The organism is Sulfitobacter sp. THAF37 (assembly GCF_009363555.1).
GTDB lineage: Bacteria > Pseudomonadota > Alphaproteobacteria > Rhodobacterales > Rhodobacteraceae > Sulfitobacter.
Genome location: NZ_CP045372.1, coordinates 1,876,150 through 1,900,200 on the forward strand (window position 1 = coordinate 1,876,150; position 24,051 = coordinate 1,900,200).

At 61.5% G+C, this 24,051-nt stretch carries 17 protein-coding genes and 1 tRNA gene; 6 read left to right on the forward strand and 12 right to left on the reverse strand.

Going from position 1 to position 24,051, the window contains the following annotated elements; translation table 11 throughout:
- Positions 1-167 precede the first annotated feature (167 nt).
- Positions 168-1,343 carry an MFS transporter gene (locus FIU94_RS09265; RefSeq protein WP_152465535.1) on the forward strand — a complete coding sequence of 392 codons (1,176 nt, stop codon included), beginning with the start codon at positions 168-170 and terminating at the stop codon, positions 1,341-1,343.
- On the opposite strand, the gene FIU94_RS09270 is transcribed toward FIU94_RS09265, so the two are convergent.
- The 3 genes from FIU94_RS09270 to trpA all read right to left on the reverse strand — a co-directional run bounded on the left by FIU94_RS09270 (position 1,327) and on the right by trpA (position 4,550).
- Positions 1,327-1,947, reverse strand: a complete 621-nt coding sequence (locus FIU94_RS09270) for a hypothetical protein (protein ID WP_152465536.1) — start codon at positions 1,945-1,947, stop codon at positions 1,327-1,329. The two genes, FIU94_RS09265 and FIU94_RS09270, sit on opposite strands and share 17 nt — an antisense overlap.
- Before the next feature lie 392 nt (positions 1,948-2,339).
- Positions 2,340-3,506: an alpha-hydroxy acid oxidase gene (locus FIU94_RS09275; protein ID WP_152465537.1), complete on the reverse strand. Its 1,167-nt coding sequence runs from the start codon at positions 3,504-3,506 to the stop codon at positions 2,340-2,342.
- A 252-nt stretch (positions 3,507-3,758) separates the two neighbouring features.
- Positions 3,759-4,550, reverse strand: a complete 792-nt coding sequence (gene trpA / locus FIU94_RS09280; protein ID WP_152465538.1) for a tryptophan synthase subunit alpha — start codon at positions 4,548-4,550, stop codon at positions 3,759-3,761.
- 398 nt (positions 4,551-4,948) lie between these two features.
- Here trpA and FIU94_RS09285 point away from each other — a divergent pair, with 398 nt between their 5' ends.
- From FIU94_RS09285 to FIU94_RS09305, 5 genes are all read left to right on the forward strand, one after another.
- Positions 4,949-5,161, forward strand: a complete 213-nt coding sequence (locus FIU94_RS09285; RefSeq protein WP_152465539.1) for a hypothetical protein — start codon at positions 4,949-4,951, stop codon at positions 5,159-5,161.
- A gap of 41 nt (positions 5,162-5,202) precedes the next feature.
- Positions 5,203-6,300 (forward strand): redox-regulated ATPase YchF, encoded by a 1,098-nt coding sequence (gene ychF, locus FIU94_RS09290; protein ID WP_152465540.1) that lies wholly within the window; start codon positions 5,203-5,205, stop codon positions 6,298-6,300.
- Between the two features lie 397 nt (positions 6,301-6,697).
- Positions 6,698-6,787 (forward strand) — tRNA-Ser (locus FIU94_RS09295).
- Positions 6,788-6,972: 185 nt separating this feature from the next.
- Positions 6,973-7,995: a NotI family restriction endonuclease gene (locus FIU94_RS09300; protein ID WP_152465541.1), complete on the forward strand. Its 1,023-nt coding sequence runs from the start codon at positions 6,973-6,975 to the stop codon at positions 7,993-7,995.
- Between the two features lie 73 nt (positions 7,996-8,068).
- Positions 8,069-9,199, forward strand: coding sequence for a DNA cytosine methyltransferase (locus FIU94_RS09305; RefSeq protein ID WP_152465542.1), 1,131 nt, complete (start codon positions 8,069-8,071; stop codon positions 9,197-9,199).
- Between the two features lie 163 nt (positions 9,200-9,362).
- Here the strand turns inward: FIU94_RS09305 and FIU94_RS09310 are convergent, their stop codons facing one another.
- From FIU94_RS09310 to FIU94_RS09350, 9 genes are all read right to left on the reverse strand, one after another.
- Entirely contained in the window at positions 9,363-9,995 is a 633-nt protein-coding gene (locus FIU94_RS09310) for a hypothetical protein (RefSeq protein ID WP_152465543.1), read from the reverse strand.
- Positions 9,992-10,516 (reverse strand): hypothetical protein, encoded by a 525-nt coding sequence (locus FIU94_RS09315; protein ID WP_152465544.1) that lies wholly within the window; start codon positions 10,514-10,516, stop codon positions 9,992-9,994. The genes FIU94_RS09310 and FIU94_RS09315 overlap by 4 nt, the downstream gene beginning before the upstream one ends.
- Positions 10,517-11,034: 518 nt before the next feature.
- Entirely contained in the window at positions 11,035-11,442 is a 408-nt protein-coding gene (locus tag FIU94_RS09320) for a hypothetical protein (protein WP_152465545.1), read from the reverse strand.
- 25 nt (positions 11,443-11,467) lie between these two features.
- Positions 11,468-11,740, reverse strand: coding sequence for a hypothetical protein (locus tag FIU94_RS09325; protein ID WP_152465546.1), 273 nt, complete (start codon positions 11,738-11,740; stop codon positions 11,468-11,470).
- 415 nt (positions 11,741-12,155) lie between these two features.
- The gene (locus FIU94_RS09330; protein ID WP_152465547.1) at positions 12,156-14,684 is read right to left on the reverse strand and encodes a DUF927 domain-containing protein; all 2,529 of its coding nucleotides are present in this window, start codon (positions 14,682-14,684) and stop codon (positions 12,156-12,158) included.
- Positions 14,681-15,052 (reverse strand): CHC2 zinc finger domain-containing protein, encoded by a 372-nt coding sequence (locus FIU94_RS09335; RefSeq protein ID WP_254702496.1) that lies wholly within the window; start codon positions 15,050-15,052, stop codon positions 14,681-14,683. The genes FIU94_RS09330 and FIU94_RS09335 overlap by 4 nt, the downstream gene beginning before the upstream one ends.
- An 818-nt stretch (positions 15,053-15,870) precedes the next feature.
- A complete protein-coding gene (locus tag FIU94_RS09340) occupies positions 15,871-16,182 on the reverse strand; it encodes a transposase (RefSeq protein ID WP_152465548.1) in 312 nt (103 codons plus the stop codon).
- A complete protein-coding gene (locus tag FIU94_RS09345) occupies positions 16,179-22,019 on the reverse strand; it encodes a DEAD/DEAH box helicase (protein WP_152465549.1) in 5,841 nt (1,946 codons plus the stop codon). The genes FIU94_RS09340 and FIU94_RS09345 overlap by 4 nt, the downstream gene beginning before the upstream one ends.
- Entirely contained in the window at positions 22,012-24,051 is a 2,040-nt protein-coding gene (locus FIU94_RS09350) for a hypothetical protein (protein ID WP_152465550.1), read from the reverse strand. Before FIU94_RS09350 ends, FIU94_RS09345 begins: the two co-directional genes overlap by 8 nt.

Here is a 24,051-nt window from a genome sequence, read left to right on the forward strand (position 1 = left end):
TCCAATATGTTACGGGACGCCTCCAAGGCTGTCGTCCCCTAGGTACGGGCCGCCGCAAATGGCGGACCCGCATGAAGCCGCGCGTATAGACGCGAAATGCCGCCATGAAAAGGGCAAAACTGCATCGCGGCCCTTGGCACCGGCGCGACCCCGTGGCAGGGGGTGGCATGGGCCTTGCACACGATCTTTACCTGTCGCGCCGACCATTGGCCGGCTTCGTTGCCATCGGCATTGCCTGGTCCACCTATTTCGCGCAGATGCCGGTGATCAAGGCACAAGTGGGGGCCAGTGACGGCGCCTATGGCATGGCGATTCTGCTGGCATCTCTGGGGGCCATCGCCGCCATGTGGCTGGCGCCATTGTTCCAGCGCCTGTTCAACCGGATCGCGGTATCCGTGGGCATCGCCATCGTCGCGCTGGGGATGCTGACGTCGGGCACGTCGGCGACGCTGATGCTGCTGGTGGGCGGCATGGCGCTGGCGTCCATCGGATCGGGGATCGTGGACGTGCTGGTCAACGCCCGCGTGTCGGACCTGGAGGCGCGGCACGGGCGCAGTCTGATGAACCTCAACCACGCGCTTTACAGCTTTGCCTATGCCGGGGCGGCGCTGGCGACCGGGGCGCTGCGCGAGGCGCGGATCGGCACTGTGACGGTGTTCGTGCTGCTGTCCGCCGCGCTGCTGATCCTGGCGCTTGCCGCCCGCGACCGGGTTGCCGAGATGGAAGACCCCGCGCTGCCAGACATCCCCGGCGAGATGCCCCATGCCGTCGTCCTGCTGGTGGGGCTTGTTGTGCTGACCGCCTTTCTGGCCGAGGCCGCGGCGGAGGGCTGGTCGGCCCTGCATCTGGAGCGCACGCTGGGCGGCACCGCGGGCGAGGGGGCGCTGGGCCCCGCCGCGCTGGGGTTGATGATGGGGATCGGCAGGCTGTTCGGCCACAGCCTGTCGCGGCTCATGCGGGACACCCGGCTGATGCTGCTGGCGACGCTGCTGTCCGCGGCCGGGATCGGGCTGGCGGGGCTGGCGCCGAATGTGCCGGTGGCGCTGCTGGGATTTGCCATCGGGGGCCTGGGGATTTCCGTGGTGGCGCCGCTGGCGCTGGGGTTGCTGGGCCGTCTGGTGCCGCCGGACGTGCGGCTGGCGGCGATCAGCCGCGCCTCTGTCCTGGGCTACGGCGCGTTCTTCTTCGGTCCGCCGCTGATGGGGCTGGTCGCCGAAGGCTTCGGGCTGCGCGCGGCCTTTGTGGTGGTGGCGGGAATCCTGTGCCTGACGGCAGTGTCGGTGCTGCCCGCGCTGGCGCGGCGCAGCACGATGGGGCAGGGTGGTCTTAGCCCCCTGGTGTGATCAGGTGCCCGCCTGCCGCGCGGACCCGGTCGTAAAGCGCGAATTCCGCCGCACGCGCGTCGCGCAGCAGGGTCATCGTCTCCGCGCTCAGCCCGGTGTCGGCGTCGGGCGACACATTCTTCGGCTTTAGTTTCACGTCGGTTTTCAGCCTGTCGGACATGAATTGCCTGAACCCGGTCTGGTTTTCGTAGGCAAAGACATGTTCTGCCATCACGGTTTCCCTGCCATCGGTCAGGAAATTGAACTGGCTGCCGATCTGGGCGCGCGGCGGTGGGGCATCGCTGATCACTTCGCGCACATAGGCGTCAAAGGTGATGCCGCGCGTGCTGAGATCGGTGCCTGTCAGCCGGTCGGCCCCGCGATAGCGATACCAGCTGGCGATCTGATCGGTCGGGTCGCGCATGATCGCCACGGCGTCGGGGCGCACGCCAAAGGTGTCTTGCAGAAACGGGGCGATCTTGCGGGAAAAGCGCACGGCGGTGACGTGCTTGCGGTTCTTGCTGAATATGATCTCGGCGCGGGGCCGCAGCGCCATTTCCACGGCGGTGGTCCCGGTCTTGGGCGTGGCCAGAAAGGCAAGGCGGTGGCGCAGAAAGATCAGCATGGCCAGACCCTAGGTCGTGTTGACATTCATTTTCGCCCACCCGTTTCAGTCCAAAATTGCTCAGCTCCAGGCAAGAGAGCGCAGGAATAGCCAGCTATTTCAAGCTCTCTTTGCGCGCCCCGCCTTGAAATTGAAGCGCCAATACCCTGCCGCGCTACGCGCTCTCGGGACATTGGCGACGTGATTTACTTTAAAGTAAAGGCGGGACGCTGTAACGCAGAAATGGGCAATTTTGGCGAAACTCCTTCGGGGCGCGGCGGATTTTGCCTCTGCCATCCCGGATGTTCGCTTCCAATGATCACATTGCTGCGCTCACATCAGGGCGCCAGCGGCAAAATCCGTCTCGCGCGGGTGGTCGACAATGAATGTCAACACGACCTAGCCGCCCCGCGTCAGGACCGCCAGACCCCGCCGAAGTCCTCAGGGATCAGAAGGTTGTGGCGGCCCAGGTCGGAGATCTTGGTAACGCCGCAGAGCGCCATGGTCACGTCCATCTCCTTGTGAATGACCTCCAGCGCGGTGGTCACGCCCTGCTGGCCCATGGCCCCCAGCCCGTAGACAAAGGCACGCCCGATGAAGGTGCCCTTCGCCCCCATCGCAATGGCTTTGAGCACGTCCTGTCCCGAGCGGATGCCGCTGTCGAGATGTACCTCGACCTGGTCGCCGACCGCATCCAGGATCGACGGCAACATGGCGATTGAGCTGAGCGCCCCGTCAAGCTGCCGCCCGCCGTGGTTGGACACCACGATGGCATCGGCCCCGACCTTGACCGCCATCCTGGCGTCCTCGGCGTCGAGAATTCCCTTCAGGATGACCTTGCCGCCCCACTGCTCCTTGAGCTTGGCGATCTTGTTCCAGTCCAGCGTCGGATCGAACTGTTCCGCGCTCCAGGACCCGAGCTTGGAATTGTCCTTTACCCCCTGGACGTGGCCGACGATGTTGCCGAAGTTCCGGCGCTTGGCGCTGAGCATCTCGATGCCCCAGCGCCATTTCGTGGCAAGGTCCGCGATGGTGCGCGCGGTCAGCTGGGGCGGGGCGGACAGGCCGTTCTTGAGGTCCTTGTGCCGCTGGCCCATGATCTGCAGGTCCAGCGTGATGACCAGCGCCGAGCAGTTCGCGTCCTTGGCCCGCTGGATCAGGCGGCGGACGAAATCCTGGTCCCGCATCGTGTAAAGCTGGAACCAGAAGGGCGCGCCCGTGGCTTCGGCCACATCTTCGATCGAGTTGATCGACATGGTGGACAGGGTGAAAGGCACGCCGAAGTCCCGCGCGGCGCGGGCGGCCTTGATCTCGCCATCCGCGCGCTGCATGCCCGTCAGCCCCACGGGGGCCAGTGCCACGGGCATCGCGACGTCCTGTCCGATCATCTGGCTGGCGGTGCTGCGGCCCGACATGTCCACCGCGACCCGCTGGCGCAGGCGCAGCTTTTCAAAATCCGACGTGTTCTCGCGAAAGGTCTGTTCGGTCCAGCTGCCCGATTCGCAGTAATCGAAGAACATGCGCGGCACGCGGCGCTCGTAGATGCGCTTGAGATCGTCGATATTCGTGATGACAGGCATGGGGAAGCTCCGGTATTGGTTCGCTTTCCTTACCAATTTGCCAATTTGATGGCAATCGAAAGGTTCTGCCCGTGTCGTGCAATATCACGGCACATCGGGTCTGATGTCTGTTGGACACGGCAAGGCCGGGCCGCGGCGCGCGGCTGACATGGATCGCACCGTCGCGCGATGCCGTCCGGCGTCACGTGCCCGGCAGGCGGGGCGTGGGAATATTGATGTTCCGAAACCGCGAACGCTGCGCGGACCGGGTGGTCAGGCGCTGTGCGCGCCGTCCGCAAGGCTTTTCACAAAGGCCAGCACATCAGCGGTGCTGTCGCCCTTCGCGATGCGCGACACGATGGCGGACCCGACGACGACGCCATCCGCGACGTCGGCGATGGCGCGGGATTTCTCCGGCGTGTTGACACCGAAGCCGACGATCACGGGCAGGCCGCTCGCCTTCTGGATGCGCGTGACCTCGGGGGCGACATCCGCCGCCTCGGCCTCGGCCGAGCCTGTGATGCCGGTGATCGAGACATAGTAGACAAAGCCCGACGTGTTGCTGGCAACCCGTGGCAGGCGTTTGTCGTCTGTGGTGGGCGTGGCAAGCCGGATGAAGTTCAGCCCCGCCGCCTGCGCGGGCAGGCACAGTTCGTCGTCTTCCTCCGGTGGCAGGTCGACGACGATCAGGCCGTCGATGCCAGCCTCTGCTGCCGCCTTCAGGAATGCATCGACCCCCATCGAATAGATCGGATTGTAATAGCCCATCAGAACGATCGGCGTCTCATCGTCGCCTTCGCGAAAGGCGGTTGCCATTTCCAGCGTGCGGCGCAGGGTCATCCCGCCTTCCAGCGCGCGCTGACCGGCAAGCTGGATGGTGGGACCGTCGGCCATCGGATCGGTGAAGGGCAGGCCCAGTTCGATGATGTCCACCCCGGCGGCGGGCAGGCCGCGCATCACCTCAAGGGATTTGTCGTAATCCGGATCGCCCGCCATGATGTACGAGACAAAAGCCTTGCGGCCTTGCGATTTCAGCGCGGCGAATTTCGCGTCGATACGGGTCATGGGCTGGCCTTTCGGAATACTGGTACCGCTGCATGCCCAAACTCGCGGCAAAACGCAATCGGCAGCATCGACGCCGGCGCGGATTTTGCGGCGCACCCGCATGGCGGGAAGAAGCCCCTTTTCACTTGTTTCCGGGCAAAGTCCTGGATGTTTGTTCAGCTCATGCCCCGGCGTTCTGCGGTAAAGAGGTGCCTGCGGTGCGGCTACCCCCCTTATCGGCACGTCGGTCGGACCTGCGGGAAAAACGACCCCGCAAGGCGCGAACCGGCGCCTGCGGATCGCCAAACATGGCAATCTGCCCAGGGACATCTGCGCAGGCACGTTCCGGGATCAGGAATTCGACCTTTTCGACTGAGCGCACCTCTTCCCTCCGGTAGAACCGCACCTATATACCGGATATGAATTACCTGCTCGCCATACTGCTGCCGCCGCTCTCGATCTTTCTGACGGGGCACCCGATTCTGGGAATCGTGATCTTTCTGATCTGGATTCCGGCCCTGCTGTTCAGCGGTGGGCTGACCCACCCGATGTTCATTCTGCTGGCCTGGTTCCTGATCTTCTCGTCGCGCGAACGGGCCGCCCGCGCCGAGGACTTGCGCGCGCGCCGCTGACCCCCTAGGAGGGCGCAGACGCAAGAACAAGGGGCCGCATCATGGGTTTCAAAATGGGTATCGTCGGGCTGCCGAATGTCGGCAAGTCCACGCTGTTTAACGCGCTGACGCGCACGGCGGCGGCGCAGGCGGCGAACTTTCCCTTTTGCACCATCGAACCCAACGTCGGCGAGGTCGCCGTACCCGACGCGCGGCTGGACAAGCTGGCCGAGATTGCCAAGTCGAAGTCGATCATTCCGACCCGGATGACCTTTGTCGACATCGCGGGGCTGGTCAAAGGGGCCTCCAAGGGCGAGGGGCTGGGCAACCAGTTCCTGGCCAACATCCGCGAAGTGGATGCCATTGCCCATGTCCTGCGCTGTTTCGAAGACGGCGACGTGACGCATGTGGAGGGCCGCGTGGACCCGGTGGCGGACGCCGAGACTATTGAGACCGAGCTGATGCTGGCGGACATCGAAAGCATCGAGAAGCGCCTGCAGAACATCGTCCGCAAGGTCCGTGGCGGCGACAAGGAAGCGGTTCAGCAGGAACGCCTGATGCGCGCGGCGCTGGAGGTCCTGGAAGCGGGCAAGCCCGCCCGCGTCGTCGAGGTGGACGAAGAAGACCGCAAGGCCTGGCGCATGCTGCAGCTGCTGACGACCAAGCCCGTGCTCTATGTCTGCAACGTGGGCGAGGCGGAGGCCGCCGAGGGCAATGCGCTTTCCGCGAAGGTGGCCGAAATGGCCGCGGCCCAGGGCAATGCTCATGTGATCATCTCTGCCCAGATCGAGGAAGAGATCAGCCAGCTTGACCGCGAAGAGGCCGAGATGTTCCTTGACGAAATGGGGCTGACCGAGGCCGGTCTCGACCGGCTGATCCGGGCGGGCTACGAGCTGCTGCACCTGGAGACCTATTTCACCGTCGGCCCGAAAGAGGCGCGCGCCTGGACCATCAAGTCCGGCACCTCTGCCCCCAAGGCGGCCGGGGTGATCCACGGCGATTTCGAAAAGGGTTTCATCCGCGCCGAAACCATCGCCTACGACGACTTCGTGTCGCTGGGCGGCGAGGGACCGGCCAAGGACGCAGGCAAGATGCGCGCCGAGGGCAAGGCCTACGTGGTCAAGGACGGCGATGTGCTGCACTTTCTGTTCAATACCTAAGCCGTTCGGACCGGCGCGGGCCCTCTGCGTGTGAAATCGAAAATGGCGCTGAAGTCGTCTGAACGCACCCGCGACGTCCAGATCGCTTTGAAGAGACGCGTGTCCGAATTCGGCCCGATCGACAGGCAGAAACGGCTGTGGCGGGCGCCGACGCGCCGAGGCCGGAAAGCACAGCTTTCACGCGAAAGTCCGTATGCCATGAGGCCAGACCCTTGTTCTGCGTTGGCCGAACACACGGAAAAGCCCCGCGGATGCCGCTGGCAAATCCGTGTCAAATCCCCGCGGCCCCGTCGGCGATACCGGAGAGCAGACCGATTATCATGCATGTCGCATGAGAGATCAGAAAAGCGCCTTTTTCACCTTGTTTCCCGGCTCATGCCCCTCTAAACGGGTCAGCGGAGACGTGGCCGAGTGGTCGAAGGCGCTCCCCTGCTAAGGGAGTAGGCCCGGAAGGGTCTCGAGGGTTCGAATCCCTTCGTCTCCGCCACAACCCTCTGAAATCGCTTGTATTTCATGTAGCCGCAGTATGGCGGCAGGGGTATTTGGGGAGCGGCCTCGTTTCCAAACGGTAATCCTGTCAGTCAGGCGCTCATTGACGAATTGCCCCGAAAACCTTGAGATTCAATGGGAATCCGTTTCTTCTGCGGGAAAACCGATTGAGGGGCAGTTTTCATGGCAGAGAGATTCCACATAGCCGAGTGGTACGGTCATCCGTACATGGACATCGCCCCCATTGATCGGGTCCGCCTTGCCCAGCACCGGGTCGGCGCTCACACGATGAAAAAGGCCGACATCAAGAGGCTTGCAGCGCTCCAGGAAAAGGTCATCGGCGCCCAGCTGACGCCGCGCGAGCAAGATCGGCTTGATGTCCTTACCGCCCTATTCGAGCAGCAACAGGAGGGTGAACAGCCGTGCCCCTTCCGAACTGACATGGATCACGCGACCTGCACCAAACCTGGCGGGGTATGCTCGCTGCGCCTCTACACTGATGATGACGGCCCCTTTCGACCGGTGGAGGGCGATCGCGGCATGATACGGGCCCTCTGCCCTTACCGCTTTCACCAGGATAACGCCGCATTCCGGCACATCGGCAATCGACTACTCGGAGACCCTACCCCTAGCCAGGCCGGAGAGGTTGGGTTTCTGGAATCGACAGGCAACCTGGACAGCGCGCCCGGCGAAGATGTCGGGCGTATCGACATGATCCTCGTCGCCGAAAACACCCCGGAGGGGGCTGAAATGAAGTGGTGCGCCGTAGAGGTGCAGGCGGTCTACTTCTCGGGCCGCGAGATGGCGATCGAGTTCGGGGACATACAAGAGCGCCAAGGCGTGGCGGCGATGCCGGTCGAGGGTCGCCGTCCGGACTATCGGAGCAGCGGACCGAAGCGCCTGATGCCACAGCTCCAGATCAAAGTGCCAACGCTCAGACGATGGGGAAAGAAGATGGCCCTTCTGGTTGACCGGGCTTTCTTCCTCTCAATGGGCGAAATGCAGCGCGTCGAGCACCTCTCGAACTGCGATGTCGTCTGGTTCCTCGCCGACTTCGTCCGAGAGCCAGGGGAGGACCGATATCGGCTGGAAATCGTTGACGAGTTCGGGACCACGCTTGAGAGTGCGATTGAGGGCTTGACGGGCGGCATCCCGGTATCGCTTGAGGAATTCGAGGGCCGAATCGCCGGAAAAATCTTGCCCTAAGGACTTGCCTGATTCATTGTTCATTGATAATCGCGCGGCAAAAACAAAACTAGAACATTCTCAGGCGGACACCATGACCCTCACAGCAATCGACCTCTTCTGCGGTGCCGGAGGCCTCTCCGCTGGCCTGGAGATGGCCGGATTCCGGGTTCTTGCGGGTGTCGATCTGTTTGAAGCTGCCGGCAAGACCTTCGAGGATACGCACCCGGAGGCGAGGTTTATCGGCAAACCGATCGAGGATGTGACGATCGAGGAGCTGGTTGAGACCACCGGGGTTCAACCCGGAAAGTTGACCGTGCTCGCCGGAGGCCCGCCCTGTCAAGCTTACTCGGTCTACAATCACCAGCGCGGCATGCATGATGAACGGGCCGTCTTGTTCAAGCAATATCTCCGGATCGTCGAGGGCATGCAGCCGGAATGGATCGTCATGGAGAACGTGATGGGGATCTACTCCATCGGCGGCGGCGAAGCGGTCCGGGCGATCAAGGCCGAGCTCCGGAAGCTCGGATACGAAGTCGAAGAGCAGGTCCTCAAGGCCGAGGAATTCGGCGTTCCCCAGGAGCGCCGCCGGGTCGTCTTTATCGGCAACCGCATCGGCGCGCCCATTCGGCACCCTGAGCCCACTCATGGTGAGGGCTTGGAGCCGTTCACGACCATCAAAGACGCGATTGGCGATCTGGTCGCTATCGAGAACGGCGAGGATCGCGGCCCGGTCGGCTACGCCAAGCCGGCCTGGGGCGACTTCCAGAAGTATGCTCGCTCGAAGGCTTCTCGGACCGTCCACAATCACAGCGCCCCGAAGCTCGGCAAGATCAACGTCGAGCGGATGGCTCACATCCCGCCCGGCGGCAGCTGGCGCGACATCCCGTTCGACCTCCTGCCTGCCGGCATGAAGCGGGCGAAGCGGTCGGACCACACCAAGCGGTACGGCCGGATGACCTGGAACGGTCTGTCCTGCACGGTCCTCACAAAATGCGATGTTCATTGGGGGGCCTATATCCACCCGGAACAGGACCGGGCCATCTCGGTGCGGGAGGCTGCCAGGCTGCAGGCGTTCCCGGACTGGTTCGAGTTCTCCGGATCCAGGACAGATCAGTACGTCCAGGTCGGGAATGCGGTCCCTCCTCTGCTCGGTCGTGCGATCGGCCAAACGATCCGCCAGCTGATCGAGGAGAGCTCCAGGAGCAAGATCGCAGCCGAATGAGAAAAAGCCCCGCCAATTCAGCGGGGCTTTTCGCTGCTCGATCACGCCGCAAGAAGGGCGGCGCCCGAGGCTGCGGGGTTTTCACATCGCGGCACTCGCTAACTGCCCAGCGTCCACCCCATCCCGTGGAGCGCTCCAGCGGCAGGGGTACGCGGTGAATCTATCAGTTCTGCCGCATCCTCTCTGCCGCGTCGAAGAGATCTCCGCGGGCCTCGACGAGACTCTTGGAGAACCGCCCGATGAACACGCCCTCCTGCCTCGGTGGCCGGATGATCCCAGACCAGAAGCCGTCGACCTCGAGCTTCAGGATATACGTCCAATGCCAGTCCTGGAGCCTCCATCCGGTTTCGACGGTCCGCCAATTCCGATGAGCGATGAACGAGGACCGCCGATCTGCTCCGGATGCGAAGGCATCCAATTCTCGAAGCTCTGCCCCCAGGTCCCGTATATGCTCACGAGCGTGGAGCATCGCGATGTGCGCACTCATCGTGATATCGATCTTGCGCCGAAGCTCTGACACCTTCAACGAACTCGGTCGACGGATCTTCGAAGCATCCCGGAGTTCGAGCCGCAATGATTTCATCGGCATCGACGTGCAGGCCCCCATGGGGAGGAGGTTGGCGAGGTCCGACATCCAGCTTTCGATCTCCTGCGAGATGTCGATTGCCCGTACGATCTCGGCCTGGCTCCGGGCAAACTCCGGGGTCATCAGATACTCTTCATCCTGAAGTTTCTTGATGTGGGCGAGTATGGAGAGCGCGCGCTTCCGGGTCCTCTCGACGAATTTGACAGTCATGCGGCAACCTCGCTGCCGTCATCGAAGCACTTGAGCTTTCGGGCGCGTTCCATGCGGGCCTCGACGATCAGTCGGCGCGCTGCCTTGATCAGCTTTTCACGAAGCTCTCCTAGGAGGAGGTCGGCAACCACGGCTGCTGCCGCTGCGAGCCCGTCAGCGTCAATCTCGGGCTCGGCGCGGCAGAGCTTCCAGTCGCTTGGCGACATCGCGGCAGGCTCGTCGAAGACGAACTCCCAATAGTTTTCCTCGACGGCTCTATCATCGCGCTCGAACCAGATCGCCTCCGCGACAGCCCCGGCGACGCCGATTGCCCGCCAGACGTCCGGTCTGCTCTCAGAGCCAGCGAAGATCTGGACACGTCCAAGCCATGTTTTCTCGTCTAGCGCATTCGCGCGCGGTGTCGGCCAGATCGCTGCGCGGGCGACATCGACACAGAAATGTTCGGCGATCACGATGTGTCCGGCTTCATGCATGGCGGCTCCCCGTCGATCGCGTGAATTGATGCGTTGGATCTTCATCATTGTCGGCCTGCCTGTCTGTTGAGATCGTTATACTTGGACCACGACCACCAATCTAAGGCGCCCGAACTAGAGGGCCTGGTGGGTCGTGGTGGTGGGCGCGACTGGTGATCAGCCGTCGTAGTCGAAGCCGTCGAGCAAGATGTAGGCAAGCTCGAGCGGGTCATGGTGCAGGCTCGTGTGATATGCGTCCGCCCCCCCGAGATGGACGCCGGAATCCGGGATAGGCCCGAACGTCGTCACAGTCCACGACGAGACCCCTTTTGAGAAGTGCCGGGTGACGGTGTATTCCGGGATGTCGCCGGCGGGCAGATCGAAGGGGTCGGGGCACTCTGCGGCCCGAAGCGCCGTAGCGAGCTTCTCGGCCTTTCGGCTAGTGCGCGTGTTCCGGGATGTAGTCGGCGTTCGGGTCGGTCTCGAGGCCATCAAGCCAATTTCCGGCGGTGCGCTGTGTAATGCGTTCTTCCTCTTCATCTAATGTGGCGGCGGGAAGGAAGACTTCCCCCCAGCCAAGACTGGTGTCATGCGGCGATGGAGTAGTGGCTCATCGCGTGAGCGGTGATGATTCCCGCCTGCTCGGCGGTGATCTCCATGTCCCAGCCCTCTTTCTGATAAGAGGGCTTCTCGATCCGCTCGACGCTCTTCAGGAGCCAGCCGTTGGCGCCACGCTCAATGATGACCCTGGTGGTCGTGATGTTGCGCGACTTCTTGGCGTATGCCGAGCCGGGTCCGGCGGGAGAAAAAGTCAGGCGGGCGCTGCGGCGGTCCTTCACCAGCAGTCCCGAGGCATCGAGCTTCTGCTCCGCGCGCTGCACCAGTTCCTCGAGCTCGTAGTAGACGCTGATCGTGTGCGCGTAGGCGTTACCGGCGGTCTCGGACAGCACGACGTTGATCTTGTGGCGGTTCTTCTCGTTGATCTGGATCTTCATCTTCTGTTTCCTCATTAATTTCCGTTCAACGGCGGATAGGCTGGTATTCGGCGAAGAAGGCATCAAACGAAGAGGTGTGGGCAGTGCTCATGGTGCCCTTGAAACCCTCGTAGACCCATCCGATCTTCTCATCGAAGAAGACCCTCAAGTTGCGATCTCCGGCAAAAGTGCGGTTCGCACCGACCAGGTTCAGGTAAATCCGGCGATCCTTCCAGATCGAGGTGCTGTAGACATATGCCTTGCCGTCGAGCTCCGTCCTGACCTCATCCAGGTTTTCCCTGAGCGCCTGCTCATTCATGTCTTCGTCCTTCATAATAGGGCGCTCAATCCCGCCCGATGATGAAGACAGAATAATCGGCAGAAAGGTGGCAAGGAACTGAAATTATTGCGCTCTTTTCTGAAATGAAAAGCATTACGGCGAATCTAGATCACCCTTTCGTGAGGAGTTTGAATAATGAAAAACGGATTGAGACGGAGTCATTTAGCGGGCTCTTGAGGGCGACCCGATGCTTGGAACTGGCCTGGACGGAAAAGCAGGTCAGACAGATGACTTCCGGAAAAAATTTTGCCATCGCATGAATGATAGCTGCGACGGCGCCGAAATTCCATTCACTCAGCACTGCCATTCCAACACCGATCGCGTACTTAATACCGGCCCCACGCCGCCGCCGATGAACAACGCGGGGCTGGATTCGAACGCCATCCACTCTCCCTTACGGCAGCTGATCAGGTTCCAGGACATAGACCTTCTTGCCTTGCGGGAAGTCCGGAAGACGCTTGTTCTTCTGCCAGCGCCGGCCATCCTTGTCGTGGTGGAGAGCTCCGTGTTTCCTTGCAATCCGCAGCACCAGATCAGTGTTGTGATCGCCGCAGACTTCGTTCCGGAATGCTTCCGGCAGAATGTAGTAGAGGGGACCCTTGCCCTGGTCTTCCCGCTCTTCAAAGTATCCACAGCGATCTCGGACGGCAAAGCCATCAGCCCGGCTCGGCACGTCTTCCGCCTGGCCATCGTCACTGCCGCAAATTCTCTCGAAGCGGGTCCGGCCATGAAGTTCGAAGAACGCCTTCAGGTTTTTGAGAGCCTTCATTTCCTCATGAGATCCACCACCGCCACGCAATTTCTTCCAGGCCCGGAAGCACGTGGCAGCGGCCTTGATGCCAGCTGTGCTCTGCCAGGGCAAAATACCCATGTCACTGGCAATTGAGGCCGCAGCAGCCACCATGCCAAACTGCGCAGCGACACGCCGGACCTGCGGATCGTCCCCCTCTTCGACGAGGCTGTCGATCATCATTTGAATGATCCCCTCCGCTTCTAGCGAGACCTCGGCCTGCCGGTTAATGATCGCTTCGACGAATGCAGGCCCTGCATGACCGTAGTGCGTCTTCGCAAGCCCGGAGAGAGCTTCAGCAAACGCGCCGGAGCTATCAAAACCGGCCAGATTCTCGAAGCTTTGATCTTCCTCGTATTCGATCGGGATATCGATCATTCTCACAGCCTGGCCACCAGTCATGCGGGTCCGCCCCTGACCGCTTTCCACCTGATCCGCTGCAGCATTCTTTCCGCTCGACAGGACGATGAGACGCGTCTGCAGTGTCGCCCGCGCCGATCCGTCTCGGTTCGCGCGCCCCTTCCCATGACCGTTGGCGAAGAGATAGTTGAGCTGGCTGACCAGTTCCGGCGTGGCGGACGTCATCTCATCCAGCGCCAGCAGCAAGTCATTGTGCTCGCCCAGGAGGGCCTCGGCAAAATTGTCAGTCAAGTGCCAGCTACGCACGAAGCCGTCTTTGCCGCCACCACCCCAGACGGAACCCCCAAGCATCAGGGCGGTCGTCTTTCCGCGCGAGCTCTCGCCGAAGAAATTGAACCCGTTGCCCTGGCGATCCATGATCCTAAGCAAAGGAGGCGCGAAGGCAGCACTGATCGCGAAGCACGCGCGGCTGTTGTTTTCGGCATAACGCGCCAGCTCGCGCCAACCTTCCAACGTGCCCGAGCGTCTCAGAAAATGCTGCCGCACGCCCATGTCGAGCATGAGATCCTGTGCGGCATCTTCCGCCAAGACATTCCCTTGCGGAAGGGCAAAGCTGCCGCCGTGCCAGCCGGGGCGTGTCGCCACATGCACGATGGGCCCGTGCATCGCGTAGCCGATAAATTCAGCTTGAGCCTGCCGCCCAGCCCGGTCCTGCGGCACGATTGCTCCGGAAGCCGCGAGAACCTCGCGGAGTTCACGACCGTCGCCCGCGAGCAGGCGCGCGGGAAGCGAAACCGTCTCCCACTGCTGCAGCGGTGTGCGCAGGGCAATCAGGAAACCCCAACCGGGTCCGGTATCGTCCGTTCTTGTGCGGCCCAGGACGACACACGGCGAGCCAGCAAAAATATCAATCGGATTGCCGCGGCGGTCCACATCCTGCTTGATCACCCCATGGCTCGAAAGCGCGAAGGGCCCCCCGATCTTGTCAGCGTCGATGCCGAACAGATCCATCACCTCCTGTTGAATCTGATCCCGCTTACCCTCGGTCGATGTGCTCTTGCCGATCGCGAGAGCGACCTCCTCCGCCGATGCCAGCACTGCTGAATCTTCCAGCAGCTGGGAAAAGCGCGTTTCCTCAAGCCCGAGGGCAATCGCATCAGCGATGTCGAACCCCGACTCGGCCTCGTAGCCGCAGCGTTCGGCAAGGCCCCTCATGTCCAGCCTTCGGACAGAACCTGCCCCAACTTCCTTCAGCACCGAAACCAGGGTGTCGACCGCTGTCGCGCCGGCGTCGTCAAGATCGGGAAGGATGAGGACGGAACGGTCGGCAAGCGGGCTGAAATCCGTCTTGGTGATGGCCTTGCACCCGCCGGACCATGTGACGCTCGCCCATGACGTGAATGCCGCTGCTGCATCCGCACATTTCTCGCCTTCAGAAATCAGGACGGTCTTGCCGGGATTGTCCAGAACGTCTGCCAGACGATAGAGAGGGCGGGAAACGGGCAACGCCTTCGCGTACCAGTCGCGCATGCCTTCAGGCGTCTGCCAGACCGAGAGGGGCAGGATCTGCTTGCCCTTGCTCGTCTCGGTCCGCTTGACGACAAAGGCACGCCGGCCATCCGCGTTATGGTAAACGTAGGCCGCCGTCGGGGAGACACCACCCGACGTCAGGTCGGGCTCCGGGAAATCGTCGGGGATCGCGGGCACCGGCTTGGAGCCCTCCGGGACCGTGCGCAGGACGCGGGCAAGGTGCTTGAGATAAGGACGGGTCATCCGCGCACCCCCAGCTTCTCGGCCAGCGTACGGGCTGCCTCGATCTGGCTGACGCCATGGATGTAAGCGTAAAACGAGATGATGTCGCCCCCAGCGTCGCCTGTCGCAAAATCCGACCAGACCCCCTTGCGGATGTTGATTGCGAAAGAGCCGATATTCTTGTCGGCGCGGACGGGATTGAGCGCGAAAAGATTCTCGCCGCTCAGCCGCGTCTTGCCGAGCCAGCTTTCCGCGAGCTGGCGGAGCTGGCCGGCCGCGGCCTCGTTCACGCGCTGGAAGATGTTATTCGTGTCGCGGGTCGTGACGCTGGCCTTGCGCGGCGCGGACGAACGCTTGGGGCGGCGGATGCCGATTTCGGACGGGTGCATTGGGCACTCCCTATCTGTTCCGGAAAAGCGATGCCTTGCCGGGTGGGTTCGATTGTGAGACTGTGCCGATGGAGACTAGGCGGAACGGGCGCTATGTTTGGAAGCTTGCTGCCCGTTCCGTTTCCTCGGATGTTGATCTCGGTTCGTGCCAGTAAATATCGGGCAATTGAGTGTGATCGCATAGAGGGCCGGAGCCCGAGAATGTGGATAACCTCCAAGCCGCCCACGTAAGGTGCTGATATATAATAGAACTATTCCTTACCTTGCCCCATGGGAGACATGACATATGCCTGCATGTTCCCACTGTTACCACTCAACAATTATAGGAATGGTTTCGCATGATGCTCCGATCTGGCCCGGAAAAAACTGAGCTCTGCTTCAGATATAGCCGGGAACAATGGGAACAGGCGGTAAGTCGCAGTATCCTGGCTACACCATATTTTCTCGGTCTACACCCGAAGAGAGAGGCGCGGTAGATCTGGAGCGGCTACTATAGCAAGTGGGGAAGTCGAAAGTTGCGGCGCCATTCCTAGCGGGTAGTATTCCCGAGGAAAGGACTTCGGCGGTCCAGGAAGCCAGAGCTCGGAGATATCAGCCAATCTCTCTCGTAGAGTTCTCTGCTGGTGTTTCGCGAGAGAGCATAGGGCCACGAGGCGGATCCCCTCTGCCTTCAAATGCACCCGGAAAACCGAGCAGACCCATTTCTGGGCTCGATAATACGGGATCGGCGCCTCCATTGCTTATTACCGAGCCTTACAGAAGACTGTCCGCGTAAGAGCGTGGCGCGGTTAATCAGCCTCATACCCTGCGGCGGTGAATTAGTTGTAGCACTCCTCTTCGGAGAAGAGGTCGCAGACTTGGCCGACGGCTGCGCAGAGTTGGTCAAAGGTTAGCGCGGTCGCTTTCCTTATCAGCGCCTTCAGTATCGAGAAAGCCAATTCGATCGGATTGAGGTCGGGTGAGTATGGCGGCAGGAAGAGGAATCTAGCGCCGATTCTGCTCATGGCTGCTGGGGCGCCGGGCGCCTTGGGGCTCGACGAATTGTCGAGAATGACCACGCCGCCTTCGCGTAGCGTCGGGAGCGTGATCTGTGGTCGGCGGTTGGCGCGCTTGTTACAGAACACGCTCATGCATTCGGCACGGATCGCGTGTGATCCACTGCTGTTAGAAGTCTGCGGGACGCCTCGAACGTATCGATTAGATAGAGCGAATGGCCTGGATCCAGATGCTCCGCTAGGCGGTTTGTCAGCATGGCTCGGTCCCAGAACGGATGAACAATCGCGAAAGCTTCTTTATGTCCCGCCTCGTCGCAGAGCACCATAGGCAGAGCATTCGGACCGATTTGATCGATACGCCGGGTCGAAGGTGACAGACGGCGCAGATCCTCGGCGGCGCGGTCGGCAAGCGTCCTCCAATCCGCAAGCTCCGGTACCGAGAAGTCTCCGTTAAGGCCGACGTCATGGGCAGAGTCGTTCAGACAGCGCAGGAAGCTCATCCCGAGACGCCAGTCCAGAAGGCCGTGATAGTGCCGGTTCCCGTATCTCTGGATGCAATGATAGCAAGCCAGGCCGCAGTCCCGACGGTGGGCTTTAGCTTGGAAACGGGAGGTCAGTGGGTCTTCCAGATCGTTCAGCATCGACTGAATTAGGGTAGCGACGAAGGGGCGGTCTCCGATGCTGGTTGCAAGCCGACGGCAGAAGCCTGCACCGTTCACCAGTACATCCGCGATCTGGAGAACTGGGCGATCATCGTTTGATCGTGGCTCCAGAGGCTCGAATTCGTCGGGATCGATGTCGAAGGCCAATGAGGCACGCTGGATCAGCATGTGGGTCGCGCTGATCGCCGCCGCCCGTAGGCTGGTTAAGGTGACATCTTTCCTGTTACCGCCAATCCGGTTGAGGGCTAGACCAGGGGCCATACGCTGCATCGTGATCGTCAGAGCATCTGTGCGCTTGCGCGAGAAGAGTCGGACGGAACGGGGGGCGAACCCGTCCTGCTCCTCAAACCATGAGCCGGACTGACGGGAGGTGGCCTCCAAGATTGCCTGATGCGGTACCCGCGAGACCTTCTGCGGCTTTCCACCTTCCATCTCAAACCACGTCTGTCCCTGTGTCCGGGAAACAAGCGGATAAGGTTCCGGCGTGCCATCCTTCCCGAGCGGACCGCGATTCCGCCGGATGATCTGTGCTTCCGACCCCGACGAAAGGATCATGTTGGCACCGGGTACATCCTTGGCGGTCATCGGCGAAATGATGGAGGCAGTTTCCCGGCGGAGCAGCGGGGGAAACTGTTCCATTCCGTCCGATTTCTGCGGCTTGAAATCCGTCCGGAAGGCAGCAGGGGAATGATAGGTCTCCACGGCTTCGCCGGAGAGAGGATTGCCGCATTCGGCGCAGGTCAGCTCGGAAATGTTCTGACCGGCTTGAATCATCGTGATACCATTGCACTTCTCGCAATCCGCAATCGTCTGCGTCTCGCTCCACCACTCCTTCAGTGGGGCGGGTGTAATTTCCCAGTCTCCATGCTTGCCTCGTCGCAACAGGCCTAGTGGCGACGTGAAGCCGACGGGGGTATGCAACATTTTGTCTCGTGCAAGCGTCTGACCTGGGGCGAATTCGTAGATCGCGAGATCAATTTCTCGGTCCACGGTGTCCCAGCCGGCGGCATCTCGAGACGAGGCCTTCGGGCCGACGTAAAGATTGCGCACGCGGGTTGGCATGCCGAACATCGGCAACAGCCCCGCTTCGGCGAGATGCTCTGCAAGGCCCTCGGGCGCTGCCCTGCCTGCTGGTGGACGCGTGGCCTCGATGGCGTCGATCAGCTCTTTCGGGGACAGGCTCGTCAGGAAGTCGGCTGCGCGGCCTGGGTAGCCGGCGCCGATGCTGGCGGCCAGCCGGTCTCGTGTGTCGATGGAGCGGCTGAGCGCCTGGAGCAGCTGGTCCTGCCAGCCGTTCTCTGTTGCGAAATAGGAGTCGACCGGGACATATTCGCCGTGGATGTCGTGCAGCATGTCGCCGGGATAGCCTTCGCCCAGCGCCGCACGCAGGCCCGCGAATGCCGCCGCAAGCCAGCCCTTTCGTATCAGGCGCCGCCCGATATCAAGGTGATCCTGCGTCAGGAACGGTGGTGGCGGGGCATCTCCGGTGATGGCCTTCGGATTGCGGAAGTAGTGCAGGTCATGGCTGCGCCCGCGGCAGAGAGTTAGCGCGATCGAATATGCCTGACCACGCCGCCCCGCTCGCCCGACCCGTTGTTGGTAGTTGAAACGCTGGGGCGGCATGTTTGCTTGATAGACGGCCTGTAGGGCGCCGATGTCGATACCAACTTCCATGGTCGTGGTCACTGACAGCATGTCGATCTCTCTTGCCCGTCGGATAAGGCTATCGGCAGCCGCATCAACGAAGATCCCCTTGAAGCGCCTCAACCGGTCGGCAGGCGAGCCAGTTTGTCCCGTCAATTCCTCGCACCGAAGCCGGAAGACACCCTGATCTTCGCTCAATGCGGTCTCGAGCCTACGCGAGATGTAGTTGCGCTTCCGAATATCTCGGGCCTGGGCATTAGCCTCCTTCGGGAGCGGATCGTGACATCGGGTGCAAACTCCGAACCCTTTGTGCAGATGAACGCGATGGCAGGTCTGGCATTCGAAGACCGGTGCATCGGGAGGAACGACCTTTACAAAAAGCCGCTCGATCCGGATCATGCCGCCGCTGTGCCCGAGGCCCTTCAACTCATCCAGTAGGCCGGTGATCTCGTCCTCCGGCAGGGCGAGGGCGTTGAGGAAGGCGCGAACGCGACCGCGGCTCGGGATATCCCGCGCCTCGTGCCACTCCTTGAAGTTATCCTGGACCCACTTGTTGGCCTGAACCCTGTAGCTGTCGGCCAGGACGCGCAGCAGGGCATCGAGCCGGTCACTACGAGGACCCGCTTTAGCCGTCAGGCAGGGATAGCCGAGTCCGGTTTCCTCCAGCGCGAAGTAGTTGCGGGAGAAAATTACATCCTCAACCAGTGTGCGTTGTTCACCTGCAACCTGATTGCGCGCAGCGCTCTTATCCTGGACGTCCACGTTCCGCGCCCAAGTGGGTACGCCATCGGGTTCATCGAAAAGCTCGAACCAGTCGTAGAAGCGCCGCGAGCCGTTCTCTCCTCCCTTCAGGCGTTCGACGCCGGTGTCGTCCGTTGGGTGCATGCCGATGCGGACCATGCCTGCAAGCAGCCGCCCTGCCGCTGGTTTGCCGGAGTCGGCGACCTCGATGACTTCGGACAGCGGGATACGATCGGAATCTCTTGTGTTTCGCGCCTGTCTGATATGCTCATTCAGGTCATCCACGAGTTCATCATCGCCGGCGTCCTCAGCCTCGTCCCGCATCCGACGCAAGCTCTTGACGTCCAACACCGGAGTGCTTGCGATGGCTCGCATTTCCTCCACGAGCAGGCGCCGGCGGATGTCATCATGATGCCCACGCTCAACGTTGATGGCCGCGCGCGCTGCATCCTGTCGACTGTCCGAAAACACAACAGCCTTGGGCTGGGTGCCGGACCTCTTCAGGAGTTCGAGCAGTTCAGAAGCTAGAAGTTGCGAGGTTTTGGCGAAACCGGTGCGGAAGCTACGGATCGGTGACTTGCGAAATTTCTCACTGCGCCGGAAATAGTCGGCTCCACAACATGGGCAACCATTGGGGCCAGCGGAACGTGGACGCTGGGCGGCTTGCCCCCTCAGATTGAAGATGCGACCTGGAATGCATCCGTCTTGCGCGGTCGGCGCCTTATCGAGAAGCTGGGCATTGGACGGATCCAGCCAGGCTTCGGGCCACCGCTCATCTTCATTTTCACCTGCTTGCACTTCCGTGAGCCTGGGGAGGAACAGCACAAACTGCTGATGGCTCAGGGCTTCGTAATCTGTTTCGCCGCCAATGTCTGGCAGTCCTTCCAGATCGCTCGTCGTCGGTAGAATTTCCGTCCCAGCCGTAAAATCTGATGTCTTGCCACGTCTTCCGCCGATGAATTCGGCGAAGCAAACCTCGCAGTAGTAGAGCTCGAACATCCTCTGTGTTCCGCGCGAGGTCTCCGCATGGCTCGCGCCGCGCTCCACAGTCAGGTTCTCGTACTCCACCTTGCCTGCATCATTCAGCGTCGGGCTTAGAAATAGACCTTCAAGGTTCCGAAGAAAGAGATGTAGCCGGAAGGCCGGGACATCGTTGGGTAGATCGTCTTGTCCGTCTCCCATCCCTCGCAGGATGGTTAGTCCGCGCAAAGCCAGAAGATCCGCCGTCGTTCCAAAGAGAGACTCGCTGATCTGTCTGGCCGGAGCGGCTTTCAATGCGCCGCTCTTGTCCACACAGGCGGCGGCCAGACGCCGTCCAGCCTGCGTGACGACATCCGTGAAGGCGCCGCTCGGCGTTCCCAATGCGCGTCCGCAGCGAGACACGATCTCGTCTAGGGCCGGTTCCTCGCCCGGCCTGTATATCAGCGCTCCGGTGAAGTGCCCTTCGGGGCATAGGAGACGCGCCAGATCCGAGAAGGGGACCGAATCGAGAAGCCCAGCCCCCCGCTCCGGAAGTTGCATCGTGCCGGGAACCACGCTGCCTGCCCAGTCTTCAGGACTCGTCGCTCCGTTCTCGGCCCCGGCGGAATAGGTGCCGAAGGGACCGAAAAAATCAAACAGGTACTTTAGGCTTTGCTCCCGTTCGGCGCCCTCGAGTGGCAGCGAGGCAGAAGAGGAGAGGATACGTAGTTTGTGCCGGAGCTCTGGTCGGTCCAGTCCGAGACGGGTTATCAACAGGCGCATCAGCGCCGCGGCTTCGGTCCCTGCTGAGCCGCGGATCAGATGGAGCTCGTCGAGAACGAGATAGAAATAAGCATCCTCGTCCTGCGCCAGCCAGTCTCGGGTGGCGTCAAAAATCGGCGCCTCGACCTCACGCGATAACATGGCGCTGAGCATCGAGACGTTCGTGACCAGGATGTCCGGCGGCGTCTGTTGCATGTCCCAACGGCAAACGAGTTCTGCCCCGTCGATAGACGGGAACAGGTAGCGCGTAGGATCCTGGTCCGGATTCTGCTGATCGTAAGTGCGGGCGAGTTCCTGATCCGCAGCGATTTCTCGCAGCATCCGAGCGGCCTTGCGTTTACGCGTCCGCGCCGCGTTTTTCTCACCTTGATCAGTCCGCCGTGGGTGGCTCAGATGGCCGGGAACTGGCGTTGCAGAGGTGTAGCGCCCGAAGAAGATCCGGTTGCCGCGCGCACGCCGGTCCAATGTCGCTTTCGCCTCGGGGCTATCGAGCGTTTTGCGCAGGCGGACCATCTGATCCTCAACCAGTGCGTTCATTGGATAGAGTAGCAAAGCACGCAACGCCGCAGGTCTTCCTGTCCCTTCCGCCCACCTATGCGCAGTGAATTCGGGGGGCTTCTGCTGCGTCTTGCCATCCGGCATAATTGTCTCGTTGCGGGAGGCCTTCCACCAATCGGTATGGCAATAACCGGCCGCCGGCGCTGGCCAGCGGGTCGCCTCTGCCGTGATGCTGGCGAGGATTGGTAATAGGAATGACTCTGTCTTACCCGAACCGGTGCCCGAAGTGACGATGCCGGGTTGTCCGGGGCGGACGCCGCGGGTGAGCATTTCTACCTGATGGCTATAGGGCGTAAAACGGGAGCGGCGTGCCAATCGGCCATCACTATCGTCACCCGGAAAGAGGCCAGAAAGGAACATCTCCACGATCGCCACGCGCTCCTCCTCCGAGAAATCGCACAACGGGGATCCAGCTCCAGCCGTCACCATATCCTCGAAGCTCAAATCGGAGGCACGGTAGCGCGGCACTGGCTCGAGAAAGGGCTCCGGCATAAGCCCATCCGGTGCCGCAAGCAGCTCTCGGCGGGCTGCTGCGAGATCGGATCGGCCTATCCGGAAGGCTGTGTCGAGGTAGGACAGAAATAGGTTCAAGATCTCGCCATGGGCGCCGAGGGGATCAAGCATTTTCTTGCTCCTTTAGAAGGCCGTTCAGCCATGTCTCACCAGTGCGACGCAATCCGTTCAGTCGTGTCACGCGCGTTGAAATAGTCTCCTCCGACGCGCCAAATAGGCAGGCGGCACGGTGGAGACCGATCTCGAACGCCAATTCGACGGGCGTCCCAATTTCACTGTCCGCGATACGGTCTTCAAGTGCGTCCTTTTCCAGGAGATCGTGGGGCGCGTGGGGCAGGAAATGAAGTTGCCGCTCACGTCCCGAAGCCTCTCTCAGCAAGCTCCCCGCCGAGGCAACCCGCAGGGCCGGGGCGAGACAGAGAGCAGACTGGGTCAATTCGGGCCAAGTCATGCCGTGGTCTGCAGGCCGCGCGGAAAGGCTCATAGCGATCAGTAGGTTGCGGGGGCGCTCCGGGCCGCGCAGAATGTCGAGTAGACTCGGCAGCCAGAGTTTCATCGGCGCCATGTCGAGCCCATCAAGCCAGAGTAGGTGATACCGCTCAGGTGTGCGCCGCGCTGCCGTCCATGCCATCCGTAGCCCTCCAGGCTCACCGTTGCCAGGGCGTGTCCAGAGGTCGTCCAGAGCGATTGTGCCGGGGCCGATCACATCGCGGAAGATCTCACCCCCAGTGACTAGACGCGCATAGCCCGGCATCATCCGCTCCGCCGCCGGCGTTGGCAAAACAGCACATGCCCCCGAGCGCAGGGCGAGGTCGAAGTATTCGAAATCATCCTCGCTTATGCCGACCTCGTTCGCGATCCGCTTGAGCTTCTTGGTAAAGTCCTCGATGGAAAGCGGCTCTGCCGCGCCGCGTCGTGGGGCGATCCAGGGGGGAAGGTTCGGGTCGGTCGGAGTTAGAAGTCTCGCATCAGCACCTACAGCTGACCGGAACCGGTCCAGCATGGCTTCGAAGGTTTCGTCACGCTCCATGCTTGCATCCTCCAGTACGCCCCCGAGCGCCAATATCTCTTGGGCGATTTGGCTACGGAGTGTGGCCTGTTGCTCGCGCAGCTCATCAGCCTCCCGACGGCAGAGTTCCAGTAGCGCCTCCTCTTCCTCTAGTATCGCTGCGATCTCGGCACGCCGCGCGACGAGTCCCGCCTCCGCTTCGACCAGTTCCTCCGCAAGCGAGGCCTTCCGGATCTCGAGCTCTGACATCTCGGAGGAGAGGGACGCCCGGATCTCCTGCCGCATCCCTTCTTCAAGCTCCCTCGTCCGAGCAACCACGCTGCGTTCCACCTGCGCGCGCACTTCAGGCGTCTCCAGAAGATGTTCTGCGATCAGTGGAATGGTCGCGACGTGATCTTGGATTCGTCCAATGAAGCCGGTTGTCCAGTCGAGCCACTCGGCATCAGCCCACGTCTCTTTCTGGAAGGCTTCCATGGCTACAAGTTGCCGGATGATGTTTTCTTCCTCACGTCGCGATGGACCGCTTGAGCTCTTCCGGAATTTCTTCAGCAATTCCTCCAGAAGGCTACGGTCATCCAGCCAAACGATGTGCTTGATTTCGATACCGACCGTCTCACCGGGGACCTCTCTCCAACGTCCGTTCAGGCGCATGCCCTCGAACAGGCGGTCATCGAATACATGGATCTTGAATGTTCCCGGTTGCGCGACAAGCCTGTTCGTCAGCACATCGAGAGCAAGTCGGACGGGCACGCATTCGTGCGAGCTCAGAGCCAGGATGAGCTCTTCGGTTCCGTAGGGTAGATCATCAAATCCGGTATCGAGAACCTTGAAACGGATCTCTTCCAGAGGCACCCCCCGCATATCGATAACCTCGCGAGGGGACGAATGCTGGTCGACGATGAACTGATCTCGTTCAGCATCGACGTGACGTGGGTTGGGCTTGGAAGTCACGGCAAGATACTGCCCCTTGCGTGCAAGGGCCAAGGATGGCGCAAAGACCTTTCCAAGAGGCGGCAGGAGGCGCTCCATCTCAGCATTTTGCCAGCCCCCATTCTGTGCGACAGCTTCGCAGATGATCCGGGTGTGATTGCAGGGCTCGTATTCGCAGTAACCGATAAAAAGATTGTCAGACAC

Bases quoted from the DNA above. Each gene is read 5' to 3' on its own strand.
- FIU94_RS09265 (WP_152465535.1), top strand. From the start codon at position 168: ATGGGCCTTGCACACGATCTTTACCTGTCGCGCCGACCATTGGCCGGC.
- FIU94_RS09270 (WP_152465536.1), bottom strand. From the start codon at position 1,947: ATGCTGATCTTTCTGCGCCACCGCCTTGCCTTTCTGGCCACGCCCAAG.
- FIU94_RS09275 (WP_152465537.1), bottom strand. From the start codon at position 3,506: ATGCCTGTCATCACGAATATCGACGATCTCAAGCGCATCTACGAGCGC.
- trpA (WP_152465538.1), bottom strand. From the start codon at position 4,550: ATGACCCGTATCGACGCGAAATTCGCCGCGCTGAAATCGCAAGGCCGC.
- FIU94_RS09285 (WP_152465539.1), top strand. From the start codon at position 4,949: ATGAATTACCTGCTCGCCATACTGCTGCCGCCGCTCTCGATCTTTCTG.
- ychF (WP_152465540.1), top strand. From the start codon at position 5,203: ATGGGTTTCAAAATGGGTATCGTCGGGCTGCCGAATGTCGGCAAGTCC.
- FIU94_RS09300 (WP_152465541.1), top strand. From the start codon at position 6,973: ATGGCAGAGAGATTCCACATAGCCGAGTGGTACGGTCATCCGTACATG.
- FIU94_RS09305 (WP_152465542.1), top strand. From the start codon at position 8,069: ATGACCCTCACAGCAATCGACCTCTTCTGCGGTGCCGGAGGCCTCTCC.
- FIU94_RS09310 (WP_152465543.1), bottom strand. From the start codon at position 9,995: ATGACTGTCAAATTCGTCGAGAGGACCCGGAAGCGCGCGCTCTCCATA.
- FIU94_RS09315 (WP_152465544.1), bottom strand. From the start codon at position 10,516: ATGATGAAGATCCAACGCATCAATTCACGCGATCGACGGGGAGCCGCC.
- FIU94_RS09320 (WP_152465545.1), bottom strand. From the start codon at position 11,442: ATGAAGATCCAGATCAACGAGAAGAACCGCCACAAGATCAACGTCGTG.
- FIU94_RS09325 (WP_152465546.1), bottom strand. From the start codon at position 11,740: ATGAATGAGCAGGCGCTCAGGGAAAACCTGGATGAGGTCAGGACGGAG.
- FIU94_RS09330 (WP_152465547.1), bottom strand. From the start codon at position 14,684: ATGACCCGTCCTTATCTCAAGCACCTTGCCCGCGTCCTGCGCACGGTC.
- FIU94_RS09335 (WP_254702496.1), bottom strand. From the start codon at position 15,052: ATGCACCCGTCCGAAATCGGCATCCGCCGCCCCAAGCGTTCGTCCGCG.
- FIU94_RS09340 (WP_152465548.1), bottom strand. From the start codon at position 16,182: ATGAGCGTGTTCTGTAACAAGCGCGCCAACCGCCGACCACAGATCACG.
- FIU94_RS09345 (WP_152465549.1), bottom strand. From the start codon at position 22,019: ATGCTTGATCCCCTCGGCGCCCATGGCGAGATCTTGAACCTATTTCTG.